Raw genomic sequence first — 15,865 nt, forward strand, 5'->3', positions numbered from 1 at the left:
CCGCCTTAAGCGACCTTCTTGGCTTTTTCGAACGCTTCGTCGATGGTGCCCACCATGTAGAACGCTTGTTCCGGCAGGTGGTCGGCTTCGCCGTTCACGATCATCTTGAAACCACGGATGGTTTCGGCCAGCGGCACGTACTTGCCGGGCGAACCCGTGAACACTTCGGCCACGTGGAACGGCTGCGACAGGAAACGCTGGATCTTCCGGGCACGGGCCACGGCCAGCTTGTCGTCGGGAGCCAGTTCGTCCATGCCCAGAATGGCGATGATGTCGCGCAGTTCCTTGTAGCGCTGCAGCGTGCCTTGCACGGCGCGGGCCACGTTGTAGTGCTCTTCGCCGACCACGTTCGGGTCGAGCTGGCGCGAGGTCGAGTCCAGCGGGTCCACGGCGGGGTAGATACCGAGCGAGGCGATGTCGCGCGACAGCACCACGGTCGAGTCCAAGTGAGCGAAGGTCGTGGCGGGCGACGGGTCGGTCAAGTCGTCGGCGGGGACGTACACGGCCTGGATCGAGGTGATCGAGCCGACCTTGGTCGACGTGATCCGCTCTTGCAGGCGGCCCATTTCTTCAGCCAGCGTCGGCTGGTAGCCCACGGCGGAAGGCATGCGGCCCAGCAGAGCCGACACTTCGGTACCGGCCAGCGTGTAGCGGTAGATGTTGTCCACGAAGAACAGAACGTCACGGCCTTCGTCGCGGAACGACTCGGCGATGGTCAGGCCGGTCAGCGCCACGCGCAGACGGTTGCCCGGGGGTTCGTTCATCTGGCCGTAGACCATGGCCACCTTCGAGTCCTCGAGCTTCTCGAGGTTCACGACGCCGGAGTCGGCCATCTCGTGATAGAAGTCGTTGCCTTCGCGAGTACGTTCACCCACACCGGCGAACACCGACAGACCCGAGTGAGCCTTGGCGATGTTGTTGATGAGTTCCATCATGTTCACGGTCTTGCCCACGCCGGCGCCGCCGAACAGGCCCACCTTGCCGCCCTTGGCGAACGGGCACACCAGGTCGATCACCTTGATGCCGGTTTCCAGCAGGTCTTGCGAGGGCGACAGCTCGTCGTACGCGGGAGCCTTGCGGTGGATGGAAGCGGTGAGCTCCTGGCCCACTTCGCCGCGCTCGTCGATCGGACGGCCGAGCACGTCCATGATGCGGCCGAGCGTGGCCTTGCCGACCGGCACGGTGATGGGTGCACCGGTGTTGGTCACGATCAGGCCGCGGCGCAGGCCGTCGGACGAGCCCAGTGCAATGGTGCGCACCACGCCGTCGCCGAGCAGCTGCTGAACTTCGAGGGTCAGCCCGCCGCCTTCGAATTTCAAGGCGTCGTACACCTTGGGCATCTGGTCACGCGGGAACTCCACGTCGACCACGGCGCCGATACATTGGACAATTTTTCCTTCAGCCATGGCGTTTCCTTCTGGATGGATCTCAATAAATTTGCGACAGGTTCTTGCAGAAGCGTCCTGGTGCCAAAACGGGCCGCTTTTGCAAGAATGCCGGACGGGCCGGCACCCTTGAATCTCTACTTCTTCTCGTCAGTTCATCAGCACTTCATGGCCGTCGCTTGCGCAGCGAAAGCGTCCGAAGCAGCCTTGCAGGCCTGGCCCAACGCGGCCTTGTCGGCGCCCATCGAAGCCCAGGTGGCCTTCGTCTGGTCGAGACTGGCCTTCATCGCGTCAGCAGCGGCGCCGCTTTGCGAACCCACGCAGGTTTGCACCTTGGCCAGGTAGTCGTTGCACTCCTGCGGCAGGTCGGCGGCCGATGCCGTCGGGGCTGCAGCGGGAGCAGCCGGCGCTGCTGCGGGAGCGGGGGCAGGAGCCGGAGAGGCGGGTGCAGCAGCGGGAGCCGGTGCAGGCGCGGGCGCCTCTTCCTTCTTGGAACAAGCAGTCAGAGCGGCAGCAATAGCCACCAGAGCAAGAATCTTCTTCATTTTGCGCAGAGTCCCCTTAAATAAAGGCCTTGGGTTACCGGGCGCGCAGAGCGCATCCGATCAGCAACGCGGCCTGTTGCATTGCCTCAATCAAACGCCTGCGGCCGCGGCCGCGCCGGACACGATTTCGGACAGCTCTTTGGTGATGCCTGCCTGACGGGTCTTGTTGTAGACCAGCTTCAGTTCGCTGATCACGTTACCCGCGTTGTCGGTCGCAGCCTTCATGGCCACCATGCGCGCCGAGTGCTCGGACGCCATGTTTTCGGCCACGGCCTGGTACACCAGCGATTCCACGTAGCGCACCAGCAGCTCGTCGATCACGCTTTGCGCGTCGGGTTCGTAGATGTAGTCCCACGAATGATGGCCCGACTCGGTTTGCAGCGTCTCGGCCTTCAGCGGCAGCAGTTGCTCCACCATCGGCTCTTGCTTGATGGTGTTGATGAACTTCGTGTAGCACAGGTACACCGCCGACAGCTTGCCTTCGGCATAGGCGTCCAGCAGCGTCTTGACCGGCCCGATGAGCTTGTCCAGATGCGGCGTGTCGCCCAGCTGCGTCACATGGGCCACCACGCGGGCGCCGATGCGGTTCAGGAAACCCAGACCCTTGTTGCCGATGGCGACCGACTCGACCACGTTGCCCGCTGCCTGCGCTTCGCGCAGCTTGCCGGTGACGGCACGCAGCAGGTTGGTGTTCAAGCCGCCGCACAGGCCCTTGTCGCTGGTCACGATGATGAAGCCGACGCCCTTGGCATCGGTCGTCTTCATGAACGCGTGGGTGTACTCCGGGTTCGCCTTGCCGAGGTTGGCTGCGATGTTGCGGATCTTTTCGCTGTAGGGGCGAGCGGCGCGCATGCGTTCCTGCGCCTTGCGCATCTTGGAAACCGAGACCATTTCCATGGCCTTGGTGATCTTCTTGGTGTTTTCCACCGATTTGATCTTGCCGCGGATTTCCTTACCAGCTGCCATGAGAGCTCCTTCTTGCGTCGATCAAGGGGTCGATCAGGCGAACGACTTCTTGAACGCGGTGACGGCTGCCAGCAATTCGGCTTCCGCTTCCTTGTCGAGCGCCTTGGCCTTCTCGATCTTGTCGAGCAGCGGGGCGTGGCTGGACTTCAGGAACTGGTGCAGGCCATGTTCGAACGGCAGCACCTTCTTGATTTCGAGGTCGTCCATGAAGCCCTTGTTCACGGCGAACAGCGACGCGCCCATCAGCGAGATCGGCAGCGGGCTGTACTGCGCCTGCTTCAGCAGTTCGGTCACGCGGGCACCGCGGTCGAGCTGCTTGCGGGTGGCTTCGTCCAGGTCGGAAGCGAACTGCGCGAACGCAGCCAGTTCACGGTACTGCGCCAAGTCGGTACGGATACCGCCGGACAGGCCCTTGATGATCTTCGTCTGAGCCGACGAACCCACGCGCGACACCGAGATACCGGCGTTGATGGCGGGGCGGATACCTGCGTTGAACAGGTTGGTTTCCAGGAAGATCTGACCGTCGGTGATCGAGATCACGTTGGTCGGCACGAAAGCGGACACGTCGCCGGCTTGCGTTTCGATGATCGGCAGTGCGGTCAGCGAACCGGTCTTGCCCTTGACTTCACCCTTGGTGAAGGCTTCGACGTAGTCGGCGTTCACGCGGGCTGCGCGCTCGAGCAGACGGCTGTGGAGATAGAACACGTCGCCGGGGTAGGCTTCGCGGCCCGGCGGGCGGCGCAGCAGCAGCGAGACCTGGCGGTAAGCAACGGCCTGCTTGGACAGGTCGTCATAGACGATCAGGGCGTCTTCGCCGCGGTCGCGGAAGTATTCGCCCATCGTGCAGCCCGAGTAGGCCGACACGTATTGCATGGCTGCCGATTCCGAAGCGGAAGCCGCAACCACGATGGTGTAGTCCATGGCACCGGCTTGTTCCAGTGCGCGCACCACGTTCTTGATCGACGAAGCCTTCTGGCCGATCGCAACGTAGACGCAGGTCATGTTCTGACCCTTCTGGTTGATGATCGCGTCGATGGCCACTGCCGTCTTGCCGGTCTGGCGGTCGCCGATGATCAGCTCGCGCTGGCCACGGCCGACGGGCACCATCGAGTCGATGGACTTCAGGCCGGTCTGCATCGGCTGGTCGACCGACTTGCGGGCGATCACGCCCGGTGCGACCTTTTCGATCACGTCGGTCATCTTGGCGTTGATCGGACCCTTGCCGTCGATCGGCTGGCCCAGTGCGTTCACCACGCGGCCGATGAGCTCGGGGCCCACGGGCACTTCCAGGATGCGGCCCGTGCACTTGACGGTGTCGCCTTCGGAGATGTGCTCGTACTCGCCCAGAATCACGGCGCCGACCGAGTCGCGCTCGAGGTTCAGCGCCAGGCCGAACGACGGCGTGCCGTCTGCCGTGGGCGGGAATTCGAGCATTTCGCCCTGCATCGCGTCGGACAGGCCGTGCACGCGCACGATGCCGTCCGTCACCGACACCACGGTGCCTTCGTTACGGATGTTGGCGCTGACCCCGAGGCCCTCGATGCGGCTCTTGATCAGTTCGGAAATTTCTGCGGGATTGAGTTGCATGACTCTTTCCTTCTTTCTTTGAGGCTACAAGTAGAGGGCTGGAAACCGTCAGGCTGCCAGCGCAACTTTCATTTGTTCAAGGCGCGCTTTGACGGAGGTGTCGAGCACCTCGTCGCCGACCACCACACGAATGCCGCCGATCAGTTCCGGCTCTTGCTGGACCGTGACCTGGAGCTTGCGACCGAAACGCTTTTCGAGCGCGGCCGACACATTGGCCAGCGCAGCGCCGTCGATCGGGAAGGCGCTGTAGACCACGGCGTCGGACGAACCGCTCTTCGCGTTGGCCAGTGCCCGGAACTGCTTCGCAATTTCCGGCAGCACCGAAAAGCGCCCGTTCTCGAGGAGCGCACCCAGGAAGTTCTGGGCATGAGCGGCCAACGGTGCACCGAATGCACCGGCGACCACGCCGATCACCTGTTCGGCCGTGGCCTTCGGGTTGTCGGCGAACTGCTGGAGCTCCGGATTGGCCGCGACGGCGGCAATCTTTTCGAGCCAGGCGCTGGTTCCGGCGACGTCGGACGACGACGCCTTGAAGAGCGCCTCGGCGTAGGGGCGTGCAATGGTGGCGAGTTCTGCCATGGCTTCTATCAGAGTTCGGTCTGCAGACGGGCGAGCAAATCGGCGTGAACGCCTGCATTCACTTCCTTGCGCAGAATCTGCTCTGCGCCCTTGACGGCCAGTGCGGCAACCTGCTCGCGCAGTGCTTCACGGGCCTTCAGTGCCTGCTGGTCGGCTTCGACGCGTGCGGCTGCAACGATCTTGTTGCCTTCCTCGGTCGCGCGGGCCTTGGCCTCTTCAACGATGGCCTGGGCGCGACGTTCGGCGTCGGCAAGACGTTGTGCGGACTCGTTGCGTGCCTGACCCAGCTCGGCTTCCACGCGCTTGTTGGCGGCGGACAGCTCGGACTTGGCCTTGTCGGCGGCAGCGAGGCCTTCGGCGATCTTCGCAGCGCGGTCGTCCAGCGCTTTCGCGATCGGCGGCCACACGTACTTCATCGTGAACCCGACCAGGATCAGGAACACGATCATCTGAACGATCAGGGTACCGGTAATGCTCACTTTTCACCCTCTCTTTGGGATTGAATCGAAGCCATTCGCTAGACGCCAGAGGACTAGGGAACGACGACGCAGGTCCGACGAGAAAGACTTACTTCGGCAGGTTGGCGATCTGAGCCAGGAACGGGTTGGCCGTTGCGAACCACAGAGCGATACCGGTGCCGATAATGAAAGCGGCGTCGATCAGACCAGCCAGCAGGAACATCTTGGTTTGAAGTTCACCCATGAGCTCAGGCTGACGTGCAGCCGACTCGAGGTACTTGCTGCCCATGATGCCGATGCCGATACATGCGCCCACAGCGCCCAGACCGATGATCAGGCCGGCGGCCAGTGCAACAAAGCTAATAACTTCCATGATGACTCCTAGAGGACTTTGGTTGAAGAGAAAACAAAAAACAGAAACGAAAACTGATGATCAGTGGTGATCGTGGGCTTGGCCGATGTAGACCAGCGTCAGCATCATGAACACGAAGGCTTGCAGCGTGATGATCAGGATGTGAAAGATGGCCCAGGCCGTGCCCGCGATGATGTGGCCGATGGCCAGGCCGATGCCGGTGGCCGACATGGACCAGGCACCACCCATCAGGGCAATCAGCAGGAAGATCAGTTCACCGGCGTACATGTTGCCGAACAACCGCATGCCGTGCGAGACCGTCTTGGCGACGAACTCGATCATCTGCATGGCGAAGTTGAAGGGGTACAGCGCCCAGTGGTTGCCGAAGGGTGCGGTGAACAGCTCGTGGATCCAGCCGCCGGCGCCCTTGATCTTGATGTTGTAGTAGATGCAGATCAGCAGCACTGCCACCGACATGCCCATGGTCACCGAGAGGTCGGCGGTGGGCACGACGCGCAGGTAGGCGTGGTGCGGGTCTTCGCCGGCGATGTGGAAGATCTTGGCCCAGATTGCCGGGAACAAATCGACCGGGAACAGGTCCATTGCGTTCAGCAGGAAGATCCACACGAAGATCGTGAGGGCCAGCGGTGCGACGAACTTGCGGCTCGTGGCGTTGTGGACGATGCCCTTGGCCTGCTGGTCGACCATTTCGACGAGCAGTTCGACAGCCGCTTGAAAACGGCCGGGAACACCCGAAGTGGCCTTGCGGGCAGCCAGCCAGAGCAGCCAGCAACCCAGGATGCCGAGCGTGATCGAGAAAAAGAGCGAGTCGAAATTGAAAACCGAGAAGTCAGCAACACCTCCGGGCTTGGAGCTTTGCAGGTGCGTCAAGTGGTGAACGATGTATTCACCCGCGGTCTGACCATGTTCCGCAGCGTTTTCAGCAGCCATTCCGTTACTCGTCTCTCTGTTGCCGGCGCCGGGGCGAGAACATCACCGCCAACCAGGCCGCCTTCATTGTCACCACCAGGCCGATCAGCATTGCTGGCCAGCTCAGCGCCGTTATCAGCCTTGGCGCGGCGATCAGCATCGCCACGGACAAGGCCATCTTGACCATTTCCCACAGGAAGAATCCGAACACCGCAGTGCCCGGATTCAAGGAAGAAAACCGACCGGTCAGCCCGCGTGCGAAAACCGCCGATGGAACAACCACCGCGATCGCACCGTAAGCGGCGGACCAACCCAGATTTTGCCTCCCCGTCAGTCCCCAGGCGGCCAGAGCCACCACCAGACCGACAACCAACTGACCCGCGATCACCCGCCATGGGGAGACCGAAGGGTTCTTTGCTCGCAGTTCACGCGCCTCATCGGCGGTCAACGGCTTGAATTCTGCATCGAGGTCTTCAGCGACCTCCGAGTCTTGACGGGCGATTGTTTTCATTTCGAATGAAGCCCGGATGACGACCCAGAATTTCTACAAAGCCATTGATTATAAGTAAAAACCCAGCCGGTCCCGCCACCCCGCGCTGTCGCGCATGCAAATCGACGCTGCATTCCCTGACGCGAACCCGACGCGGCGCACACAACCATAATTCCTTCATGCACCCTATCACCGACGCCCTGCCTGCCACGCTTTGTTACCTCGACGGCGAGTACACCGCCCTGCGCGACGCGAAGATCAGCGTCCTCGACCGTGGCTTCATTTTCGGCGACGGCATCTACGAATACGTCCCCGTCTACTTCGGCCAGCCCTTCTGCTTCGAGGAGCACATGGCCCGCCTCGACCGCTCGCTCGCCGAGCTGCAAATGGAGAACCCGCTTTCGCTCGAGCAATGGCGCGAGATCGTGATGCGCCTGGTCGAGCCCGGCGGCGACGAACCCCAGTCAGTGTACTTTCAGGTGACGCGCGGCGTGGCTCCGCGCGACCACGCGATGGTGCGCGGCCTGCGCCCGACGGTGTTCGTGATGGTGAACCCGCTGCCACCGATTTCCGACGCCGTCCGCGCCAAGGGCGTGGCCTGCGTCACTGCGGCCGACTTCCGCTGGCAGAAGGCCCACATCAAGAGCACCAGCCTGCTGGGCGCCGTGCTCGCGCGGCAGATCAGCGTGGAAGCCGGTGCGGCCGAGACCATCATGTTCCGCGACGAATGGCTCAGCGAAGCCTCGTCGAGCAACGTGTGGATCGTGAAGGACGGCAAGCTGATGGGCCCGCCCAAGAACAACCTCGTGCTGACCGGCATCCGCTACAGCCTGTTCGAACGCCTGTGCAAGGCACACGGCATTCCCTTTGCGCTGCGCCCCATCTCGCGCGACGAGGTGTTCGCCGCCGACGAGCTGCTGATCTCCTCGGCCAGCAAGGAGCTGCTGCCCGTCGTCACGCTCGACGGCCAACCTATTGGCAACGGCCGCCCCGGCCCCATCTACAAGAGCTTGTACGCGGCCTACCAGCAGGCCAAGCAACACAACGCACAGAAGCACGGAGCCCTGGCATGACCGACAACACGACCACCACCGACACCAACGCGATCCCCGACCCGCGCAAGGAGTCGCTGATCGAGTACCCCTCTCAGTTTCCGATCAAGGTGATGGGCGCCAAGGTCGACGGCTTCGTGCATGCCGTCACGCAGATCGCCGAGCAATTCGATCCGACCTTCGACGCCACCACCGTCGAGCTGCGCGACAGCAAGGCCGGCAACTACCTCGGCGTGACCATCACCGTCACGGCCACCAGCCGCGAACAGCTCGACGACCTGTATCGCGCGCTGTCCGCGCACCCGATGGTCAAGGTCGTGCTTTGACCTCTTTCCGCTGGCGGCACGTCGCGGTGGCGCTGTGCGCCAGCAGCGTCGCGGCCGCCTGCTCGGCGGCGCCGAACCCCTACTACGACGCCAGCCGCAAGCACCATCGGCCCGACGGTTTCCAGGACAACTACATCGAGTTCAAGCCGAAGAACTTCTTCACCGACGTGCTCATCGGCTGGCAGCTGCCGTCGTGGTTCAAGGGCCTGCCGCCACCGCCGAGCGCGCCGCCGCCGGTGGTTTCGGCGGACCTTGCCTTCATCCGGGCCAATACGGGCGCCGCCACCCGACCCGCCGCCACCTTCATCGGCCATGCCACCGTGCTCGTGCAGGTGCCGACCGCAAGCGGCGGCCTCAGCGTGCTGACCGACCCGGTGTTCGGCGAGCGCGCCTCGCTGGTCTCGTTCGCCGGCCCCAAGCGCTTCCAGCCGCCCGGCGTGGCGCTGAAAGACCTGCCGCACATCGACCTCGTGCTGATCAGCCACAACCACTACGACCATCTCGACGAAGGCAGCGTGAAGGCGCTCGCCATGCAGGCCGGCGGACCCCCGCTCTTCGTGGTGCCGCTGGGCATCGCGCCGTGGCTGGCGGAGCGCGGCATCACGAATGCGGTCGAGCTCGACTGGTGGGACAGCGTCACATTGCCGGCCGCCATGACAACACCACAAGTCGCACAGGCCCGCATCCAGCGCAACGGCGCAGGCATCGCCACGGACACGCCCGACGCGGTGCAGGTCTTCCTCACACCCGCCCAGCACTGGAGCGCACGCGGCCTCGGCGACCGCATGAAGACGCTGTGGGGCGGCTTCGCATTGCTCTCGCCGAAGATGCATGCCTTCTATTCGGGCGACACCGGCTACTCGAAGGACTTCGCCGACATCCAGGCCCGCCTCGCGCCGCGCCAGGGCAGCGCGCAGGGCGGCGGCTTCGACCTGGCCCTGCTGCCCGTCGGCGCCTACGAGCCGCGCTGGTTCATGACCGACCAGCACGTGAACCCCGACGAAAGCGTGCGCATCCACCGCGACCTGCACGCCAAGCGCAGCCTCGGCGTGCACTGGGCCACCTTCTCGCTCACCGACGAGGCGCTCGACCAGTCGCCCAAGGACCTGGCCGACGCCCGCAAGGCCCAGGGCGTGGCCGACGACGCCTTCTTCACCCTCGCCATCGGCGAGACCCGCACGCTGCCTGCACGGCAGCAGGCCATGCCATGACAGACACCGCCACCGTTCCCGCCATCGAGCTGCACCCTCTGGGCCGCGTCGACTACGCCGATACCTTCGCGGCCATGAAGCAGTTCACGCTGGAACGCACGCCCGACACACCCGATGCGCTATGGATTTGCGAGCACGCTCCGGTGTTCACGCAAGGCATCGCGGGCAAGCAGGACCACATCCTGAACCCTGGCGCAATCCCCATCGTGCAGACCGACCGCGGCGGCCAAGTCACCTTCCACGGTCCCGGCCAGGTGGTGGCGTACCCGCTGATCGACCTGCGCCGGGCGGGCTACTTCGTCAAGGAATACGTCTACCGCATCGAGGAATCGGTGCTGCGCACGCTCGCCCATTTCGGCGTGACCGGCCACCGCGTGCCCGGCGCGCCGGGCATCTACGTGCGCCTGGACGACCCGTTCTCGCACGCCGCGCTGACCGGCCCGATGCCCGCCGCCGACCCGTTCCGCGGCCTCGGAAAGATCGCCGCGCTGGGCATCAAGGTGAGCCGCCACGCCACCTACCACGGCGTGGCGCTCAACGTACAGATGGACCTCGAACCCTTCTCCCGCATCAACCCTTGCGGCTATGCAGGGCTGCAAACGGTCGACCTTTCTACAATCGGCATCCAAACCACATGGGAAGAAGCCGCCACGGTGCTGAGCCAGAAGCTCTCCACTTTCCTGGCGCCTTGACACACCAATGAGCACCACAGAAGTCGTCCGCGACGCCCAGAGCGCCGAAAACTACAACCCCCTGGCCAAGCAGAAAGCGGCGGCCAAGCTCTCGCGCATTCCCGTCAAGGTGGTGCAGACCGGCGAAGTGCTCAAGAAGCCCGAGTGGATCCGCGTCAAGGCCGGCAGCCCCACCACGCGCTTCTACGAAATCAAGCAGATCCTGCGCGAGAGCAACCTGCACACCGTCTGCGAAGAGGCTTCGTGCCCGAACATCGGCGAATGCTTCGGCAACGGCACCGCCACCTTCATGATCATGGGCGACAAGTGCACGCGCCGCTGCCCGTTCTGCGACGTGGGCCACGGCCGCCCCGACCCGCTCGACAAGGACGAGCCGCTCAACCTCGCCAAGACCATCGCCAAGCTGCGCCTGAAGTACGTGGTGATCACCAGCGTCGACCGCGACGACCTGCGCGATGGCGGCAGCCAGCACTTCGTCGACTGCATCAGGAACATCCGCGAGCTCTCGCCGATGACGCAGATCGAGATCCTGGTGCCCGACTTCCGCGGCCGCGACGACCGCGCCCTCGAGATCCTCAAGGCCGCCCCGCCGGACGTGATGAACCACAACCTCGAAACCGCGCCGCGCCTCTACAAGGAAGCGCGCCCCGGCAGCGACTACCAGTTCAGCCTGAACCTGCTGAAGAAGTTCAAGGCGCTGCACCCCAACGTGCCGACCAAGAGCGGCATCATGGTCGGCCTGGGCGAGACCGACGAAGAAATCCTGCAGGTCATGCGCGACATGCGCGCCCACGACATCGACATGCTGACCATCGGCCAGTACCTGTCGCCGTCGGGCTCGCACCTGCCGGTGCGCCGCTACGTGCACCCCGACACCTTCAAGATGTTCGAGGAAGAGGCCTACAAGATGGGCTTCAGCCATGCGGCGGTGGGTGCGATGGTGCGGTCCAGCTATCACGCAGACCAGCAGGCAGGACACGTTCTGGCCGGCGCGCCGTCGCTCGATTGAACAACGACACGGCGACGGCCCCCACGCCGGACGCGCCGCAGTCCGGCAAGCCCCTGCACATCCTGCTGGCGATGTGCTACCTGCTGCATCGCACAGGCGCCGAAATGTTCACCCGCGACCTGGCGATGTGGCTGCGCCGTCGCGGACACGCCGTCACCATCTTCGCGACGGCCTTCGGCGACATGGCGAACGAATTGCGCTTCGCCTCCATCGCCTGCGTCACCGACCTGGCCGACATGGCTGCGCGGCCGGACGTGATCGTCGGCAACACGCACCACGAGACGGTTCGCGCGCTGCTGCATTTCCACGACGTGCCGGTCCTCACGATATGCCATGACCGCAGCGACGATCACGGGCGCCCGGCGCAGTTCGCACAGGTCGTGTGCCATGTGGCCGTCGACGAGAACTGCGCGCAGCGCCTGGTGCACGAGTTCGGCATCGCGCGCGAGCGCATCGAGCTGATCCAGAACGGCGTCGACCTTTCACGCTTTCCCCAGCGCGGCGACCTGCCGGCGCAGCCCCGCACGGCGCTGGTCTTCAGCAACTACGCCTCGCACAACGCGCAGCTGGAGGAAATCCGCGCCGCCTGCGTGCAGCGCGGACTGTCGCTGGACGTGATCGGCAGCGGCACCGGCAACCACCTGCCCGACCCGGCGGAGGCGCTCGGCCGCTACGACATCGTCTTCGGCAAGGGCCGCTGCGCCACCGAGGCGCTGTGCACCGGCAACGCGGTGGTGGTGCTCGACCCGGTGTGGGGCATGGCCGAGATGGTGACGGCTGCAACCGTGGCCCATGCACGGCACTGGAATTTCGGCCGGGCGCTGCTGATCCGGCCGATCACGCGGGAGAGCGTGGGCGCCGAACTCGACCGCTATGACGCCGGGGATGCGGGCAAGGCCGGCGAATGGATGCGCGCGCATGGCAGCCTCGACGCCACGCTCGGCGCGCTCGAGAGCTGCGTGCAGCGCCTGGTCCAGCAACATCCGGTGATCGAGGTTCCAGCGAACCAGCGCGCGGACGAGATGTCCCGCTACATGCAGGACTGGATCCGGCGCGGCAGCCCTTCGGCGGCGCACTTGACCATCGCGTCTCTGCATCAGCACGTCGCAGGCCTTCAGCAGTCCTTCAACGACCATCAGCGCATGTATCAGGACCGGATCGACGCGCTGCATGCAGAGGCACTGCGCCAGTCGGAGCATGCGACACAATCGAACGCCGACTGCAATGCACGGCTGGCCGGAGCCGAGCAGCAGGTCCGGCAGGCGCGCGCCGAACTCGCCCTGCTCCAGGCGCAGTTGCGCGAGGTCTATGCCAGTCACTCATGGCGCGTGACCGGTCCGCTGCGCCGTATCTCGACCCTTGTCCGCCCGGGCGGCCCAAGCGCATGAAGCCGCTGGTGATCGCCGCCCATTCGGGCCACGAACTGCTGCTGTGGAAGTGGCTGCGCAACGAGCGGCCGGACTTCGTGGTGTTGACCAACGGCGCCGGCTCAACCGGTGTGCCGCGGCTCGAGCCGACGATCGACAACCTGGCGCAAGCTGGTGCCAACTGGATTCCAGCGGTTGTGCAGCCGGTCGCCGATGCCGACATCTACCGGGCGCTGCTCGAAGGAGACACGCGCCTGTTCACGCAGTGGGTCAGTGCCTTGACGACGCACGTCGTCGAACAAGGCATCGACTGCATCGTCGCCGACGAAGCGGAGGACTACAACCCGTCGCACGACCTGTGTCGCCTGCTGGCCAACCAGGTCGCCGCGCACGCCGCAGCGCGCGGCTGCGAGGTCGTCTCGCTCGGCTATCCCACCGTGGGCCATCCCAGCCCGTCGGCGCGGCTGGCTTCCGAGCGCCATGTCATGGTGGAACTCGACGAGCACGAGCTGCAGGCCAAGCTGGACGACATGCACGGCTATGCGCGCAGCTTCGGCGGCCAGCTGGAGCGGGAGCTGGCGGGCTTCATCGCCGAGTTCGGTGCCCAGGCCTATGGGCGGGAATGCCTCTTCGCCGCACAGCCCACGCGCTACGAACTGGCGGAAGCGCCCGCAACCAAGCCCTCTTTCGAAATCATCGGCGAAGAGCGCGTCGCGGCCGGCGTGTACAAGCACGTGATCCGTGGCGCCCATCTGCAAGCCGTGGCCGACCGGCTGCGCGACGCAATGAGCTGACACAGCCATCGACGCCGCGATGTCCTTCACGACGCCTGCCATCGACGACGACAGCGCGGCCATCGTCGCCGATCCCATCGCCACCTTCGCGGTTCCGCTCCCGCTCGACGCTCCGCTGGCCCATGCAGTCGTGGGCCTCGGCCGCTTCGGCTGCGTCCACGCCCGAAAGCTCCTCGCCCTGAGTGGCTTCCGCCTGCGTGCCCTGGTGGATTGCTCGTCGTCGGCCCGCGCTGCCAGCGAACTCGCAGCGCTGCCGCTGCTGCCGAGCCTGGACGATCTGCCGCCGGGCATCGCGTCGGTCACAGTCGCCACCAGCGACGACGCGCACGCCGAAGTCGCGATGGCATTGATGCGGCGCGGCTGCCACGTGCTGGTCGAGAAACCGCTTTGCATCGACCGGCACGAAGGTGCCCTGATGATCCGCACCGCGCGGCAATGCGGCGTCACCCTGAGCACAGGGCACATCGAGCGCTTCAACCCGGTGTTCGACGAAGCCGTGCTAATCCGGCTTCGGAACGCGGCGGCAAGCCACAGCCAGGGCCAGCAGGGCCGGCGTCCCTTCATGCGGTTTCGCCGCTATTCGACCCGCGTCGCCACGGCCAGAGACAGCGTACTGGACCTGATGGTGCACGACATCGACCTGTTCGCCTGGCTGTGCGCGATTCCCGTGGAAGCACCGCTGGAAGTGCTCGCGCGGCACATCGGCGAACAAAGCATCCGCGCCCGCGTGCGGCTGGGTGCCCTGATCGCCGAATTCGAGAGCGGCTACGGCAACATGCCGGCCAGCGCCCGGTTGCATGTGTGCGACGGCCACCGTGAGCAGCTGCTGGACCTGCGCCGTTCGACGGCGACGGCAACCGGCGACGATGCCCTGGCACGGCAGTACCAGGGCTTCCGGCGCGCCATCCTGGGCCAGGCCAGCCGCGTCGCGTCGGGTGCCGACGGCCTTGTGGCCGTCACCCGGGCCTGCCAGATCCTGCACGCATGAAAATCCCGCTGTTCCGGCCGGCGGCTTGCGCCGAACCGATGGCGACGCGCCTGGCCCAGGCCCTGGCCGCCGTGCTGCGCAGCGGCACGTACATCCTCGGGCCGCAGGTCCAGGCTCTGGAGGCGCGGCTGTCGGCGCTGCTGCATGGCCGCGAGACCGTGGCCGTGGGGTCGGGTTCCGAAGCGCTTTTGCTGGCCTTCAAGAGCCTCGGCATCGGAAGCGCGGGCGGAGGGGACGCGCTGGACGAGGTCCTGATGCCTACCTACACCTTCGTCGCGTGCGCGGAAGCAGTGCTCGGCGCCGGCGCGCGGCCGGTCTTCGTCGACAGTGCGCCAGACGACTTCCTGCCAACGCTCGCGCATTTCCGCAATGCCCGCACGCCCCGAACCCGCGCGATCCTCGCGGTCGGCCTCTTCGGCGACCCGAGCGGCCTGCCCGAGCTGGCCGCCTACTGCCGCGACGAAAAACTGCTGCTGGTCGAGGACGTGGCCCAGTGCCTCGGTGCCCGGGCCAGTGACGGCACCGCGGCGGGCAACGCCGGCACCTGGGGCGACGCCGCGGCGATGAGCTTCTATCCGACCAAGACTCTCGGTGCTGCCGGCGACGCCGGTGCACTGGCCTTCAGGGATCCGATTCACGCGAGCAAAGCCCGCCTGTTGCGCAACCATGGCTACCACGACGGCCAGCACCACTGCCTCGGGCACAACAGCCGCATGGACGAACTGCAGGCTTGCCTGCTCAATGCCGCCCTGGACGATTTCCCGGACCACATCGCGCGACGGCGTGCCATCGCCGCACGCTACCTGTCGGCCTGGGCCGACTTGCCGATGCGCTTGCCGTCAGACTCGCCCGGCCACGCGTGGAACTACTTCGTCGTCCGGCTGCCTGGCCCGCGCGAACGCGAGACCTTTGCGGCCCGGCTGGCCGCATCCGGCATCGCCACCCGCATCTACTACGAGCAGCCGCTGCACCGGCACGAGGCACTCCAGCCCTGGCACGGCAACGGCTCCCTGCCGCACAGCGAGACGCTGGCCGGCTGTTCGCTCGCATTGCCGCTCTACCCGATGCTCGACGACGAGGAAATCGAGTACATCATCGGTGCCGTGTGGCGAGCTGCTGCGACTGGTGCGTGAT

Annotated in this window: 18 protein-coding genes; 9 read left to right on the plus strand and 9 right to left on the minus strand. The window is 65.2% G+C overall.

Features of this window, described 5'->3' with window-relative positions; all coding sequences use genetic code 11:
• Positions 1–5 precede the first annotated feature (5 nt).
• The 9 genes from atpD to ACTG4X_RS32225 form a co-directional block, all read right to left on the minus strand.
• The gene (gene atpD, locus ACTG4X_RS32185) at positions 6–1,406 is read right to left on the minus strand and encodes a F0F1 ATP synthase subunit beta (RefSeq protein WP_093057731.1); all 1,401 of its coding nucleotides are present in this window, start codon (positions 1,404–1,406) and stop codon (positions 6–8) included.
• A 137-nt stretch (positions 1,407–1,543) separates the two neighbouring features.
• Positions 1,544–1,930: a hypothetical protein gene (locus ACTG4X_RS32190; protein WP_440532865.1), complete on the minus strand. Its 387-nt coding sequence runs from the start codon at positions 1,928–1,930 to the stop codon at positions 1,544–1,546.
• Between the two features lie 90 nt (positions 1,931–2,020).
• Positions 2,021–2,896, minus strand: a complete 876-nt coding sequence (gene atpG / locus ACTG4X_RS32195; RefSeq protein ID WP_093057733.1) for a F0F1 ATP synthase subunit gamma — start codon at positions 2,894–2,896, stop codon at positions 2,021–2,023.
• A gap of 33 nt (positions 2,897–2,929) precedes the next feature.
• The gene (gene atpA, locus ACTG4X_RS32200) at positions 2,930–4,483 is read right to left on the minus strand and encodes a F0F1 ATP synthase subunit alpha (RefSeq protein WP_093057734.1); all 1,554 of its coding nucleotides are present in this window, start codon (positions 4,481–4,483) and stop codon (positions 2,930–2,932) included.
• A gap of 48 nt (positions 4,484–4,531) precedes the next feature.
• The gene (locus tag ACTG4X_RS32205) at positions 4,532–5,062 is read right to left on the minus strand and encodes a F0F1 ATP synthase subunit delta (protein ID WP_097197807.1); all 531 of its coding nucleotides are present in this window, start codon (positions 5,060–5,062) and stop codon (positions 4,532–4,534) included.
• Between the two features lie 8 nt (positions 5,063–5,070).
• A complete protein-coding gene (locus tag ACTG4X_RS32210) occupies positions 5,071–5,541 on the minus strand; it encodes a F0F1 ATP synthase subunit B (RefSeq protein ID WP_093057736.1) in 471 nt (156 codons plus the stop codon).
• An 88-nt stretch (positions 5,542–5,629) separates the two neighbouring features.
• Positions 5,630–5,893, minus strand: a complete 264-nt coding sequence (atpE, locus tag ACTG4X_RS32215; protein WP_007830191.1) for a F0F1 ATP synthase subunit C — start codon at positions 5,891–5,893, stop codon at positions 5,630–5,632.
• A 60-nt stretch (positions 5,894–5,953) separates the two neighbouring features.
• Positions 5,954–6,823, minus strand: a complete 870-nt coding sequence (gene atpB, locus ACTG4X_RS32220) for a F0F1 ATP synthase subunit A (RefSeq protein WP_093057737.1) — start codon at positions 6,821–6,823, stop codon at positions 5,954–5,956.
• A 4-nt stretch (positions 6,824–6,827) separates the two neighbouring features.
• Positions 6,828–7,313, minus strand: coding sequence for an ATP synthase subunit I (locus ACTG4X_RS32225; RefSeq protein WP_093057738.1), 486 nt, complete (start codon positions 7,311–7,313; stop codon positions 6,828–6,830).
• 158 nt (positions 7,314–7,471) lie between these two features.
• On the opposite strand from ACTG4X_RS32225, the gene ACTG4X_RS32230 reads away from it, so the two are divergent.
• From ACTG4X_RS32230 to ACTG4X_RS32270, 9 genes are read left to right on the plus strand one after another with little or no spacing between them, the layout of a single operon-like run.
• Positions 7,472–8,365, plus strand: coding sequence for a D-amino acid aminotransferase (locus ACTG4X_RS32230; RefSeq protein WP_097197806.1), 894 nt, complete (start codon positions 7,472–7,474; stop codon positions 8,363–8,365).
• Complete coding sequence (locus ACTG4X_RS32235) at positions 8,362–8,670, plus strand: YbeD family protein (RefSeq protein WP_093079048.1); 309 nt, start codon at positions 8,362–8,364, stop codon at positions 8,668–8,670. Before ACTG4X_RS32230 ends, ACTG4X_RS32235 begins: the two co-directional genes overlap by 4 nt.
• Entirely contained in the window at positions 8,667–9,881 is a 1,215-nt protein-coding gene (locus ACTG4X_RS32240) for an MBL fold metallo-hydrolase (RefSeq protein ID WP_257014513.1), read from the plus strand. The genes ACTG4X_RS32235 and ACTG4X_RS32240 overlap by 4 nt, the downstream gene beginning before the upstream one ends.
• Positions 9,878–10,573, plus strand: a complete 696-nt coding sequence (gene lipB, locus ACTG4X_RS32245; protein WP_093057741.1) for a lipoyl(octanoyl) transferase LipB — start codon at positions 9,878–9,880, stop codon at positions 10,571–10,573. The genes ACTG4X_RS32240 and lipB overlap by 4 nt, the downstream gene beginning before the upstream one ends.
• A gap of 7 nt (positions 10,574–10,580) precedes the next feature.
• A complete protein-coding gene (gene lipA / locus ACTG4X_RS32250; RefSeq protein ID WP_097197805.1) occupies positions 10,581–11,582 on the plus strand; it encodes a lipoyl synthase in 1,002 nt (333 codons plus the stop codon).
• A complete protein-coding gene (locus tag ACTG4X_RS32255) occupies positions 11,579–12,970 on the plus strand; it encodes a glycosyltransferase family 4 protein (protein ID WP_257014512.1) in 1,392 nt (463 codons plus the stop codon). Before lipA ends, ACTG4X_RS32255 begins: the two co-directional genes overlap by 4 nt.
• Positions 12,967–13,743, plus strand: coding sequence for a hypothetical protein (locus ACTG4X_RS32260; RefSeq protein ID WP_440532866.1), 777 nt, complete (start codon positions 12,967–12,969; stop codon positions 13,741–13,743). Before ACTG4X_RS32255 ends, ACTG4X_RS32260 begins: the two co-directional genes overlap by 4 nt.
• Positions 13,744–13,762: 19 nt before the next feature.
• A complete protein-coding gene (locus tag ACTG4X_RS32265; RefSeq protein ID WP_097197803.1) occupies positions 13,763–14,731 on the plus strand; it encodes a Gfo/Idh/MocA family protein in 969 nt (322 codons plus the stop codon).
• Positions 14,728–15,864 carry a DegT/DnrJ/EryC1/StrS family aminotransferase gene (locus ACTG4X_RS32270; RefSeq protein WP_097197802.1) on the plus strand — a complete coding sequence of 379 codons (1,137 nt, stop codon included), beginning with the start codon at positions 14,728–14,730 and terminating at the stop codon, positions 15,862–15,864. The genes ACTG4X_RS32265 and ACTG4X_RS32270 overlap by 4 nt, the downstream gene beginning before the upstream one ends.
• Position 15,865 lies beyond the last annotated feature (1 nt).

It is taken from the genome of Variovorax sp. YR566 (assembly GCF_051992195.1).
Taxonomy (GTDB): Bacteria; Pseudomonadota; Gammaproteobacteria; order Burkholderiales; family Burkholderiaceae_C; genus Variovorax.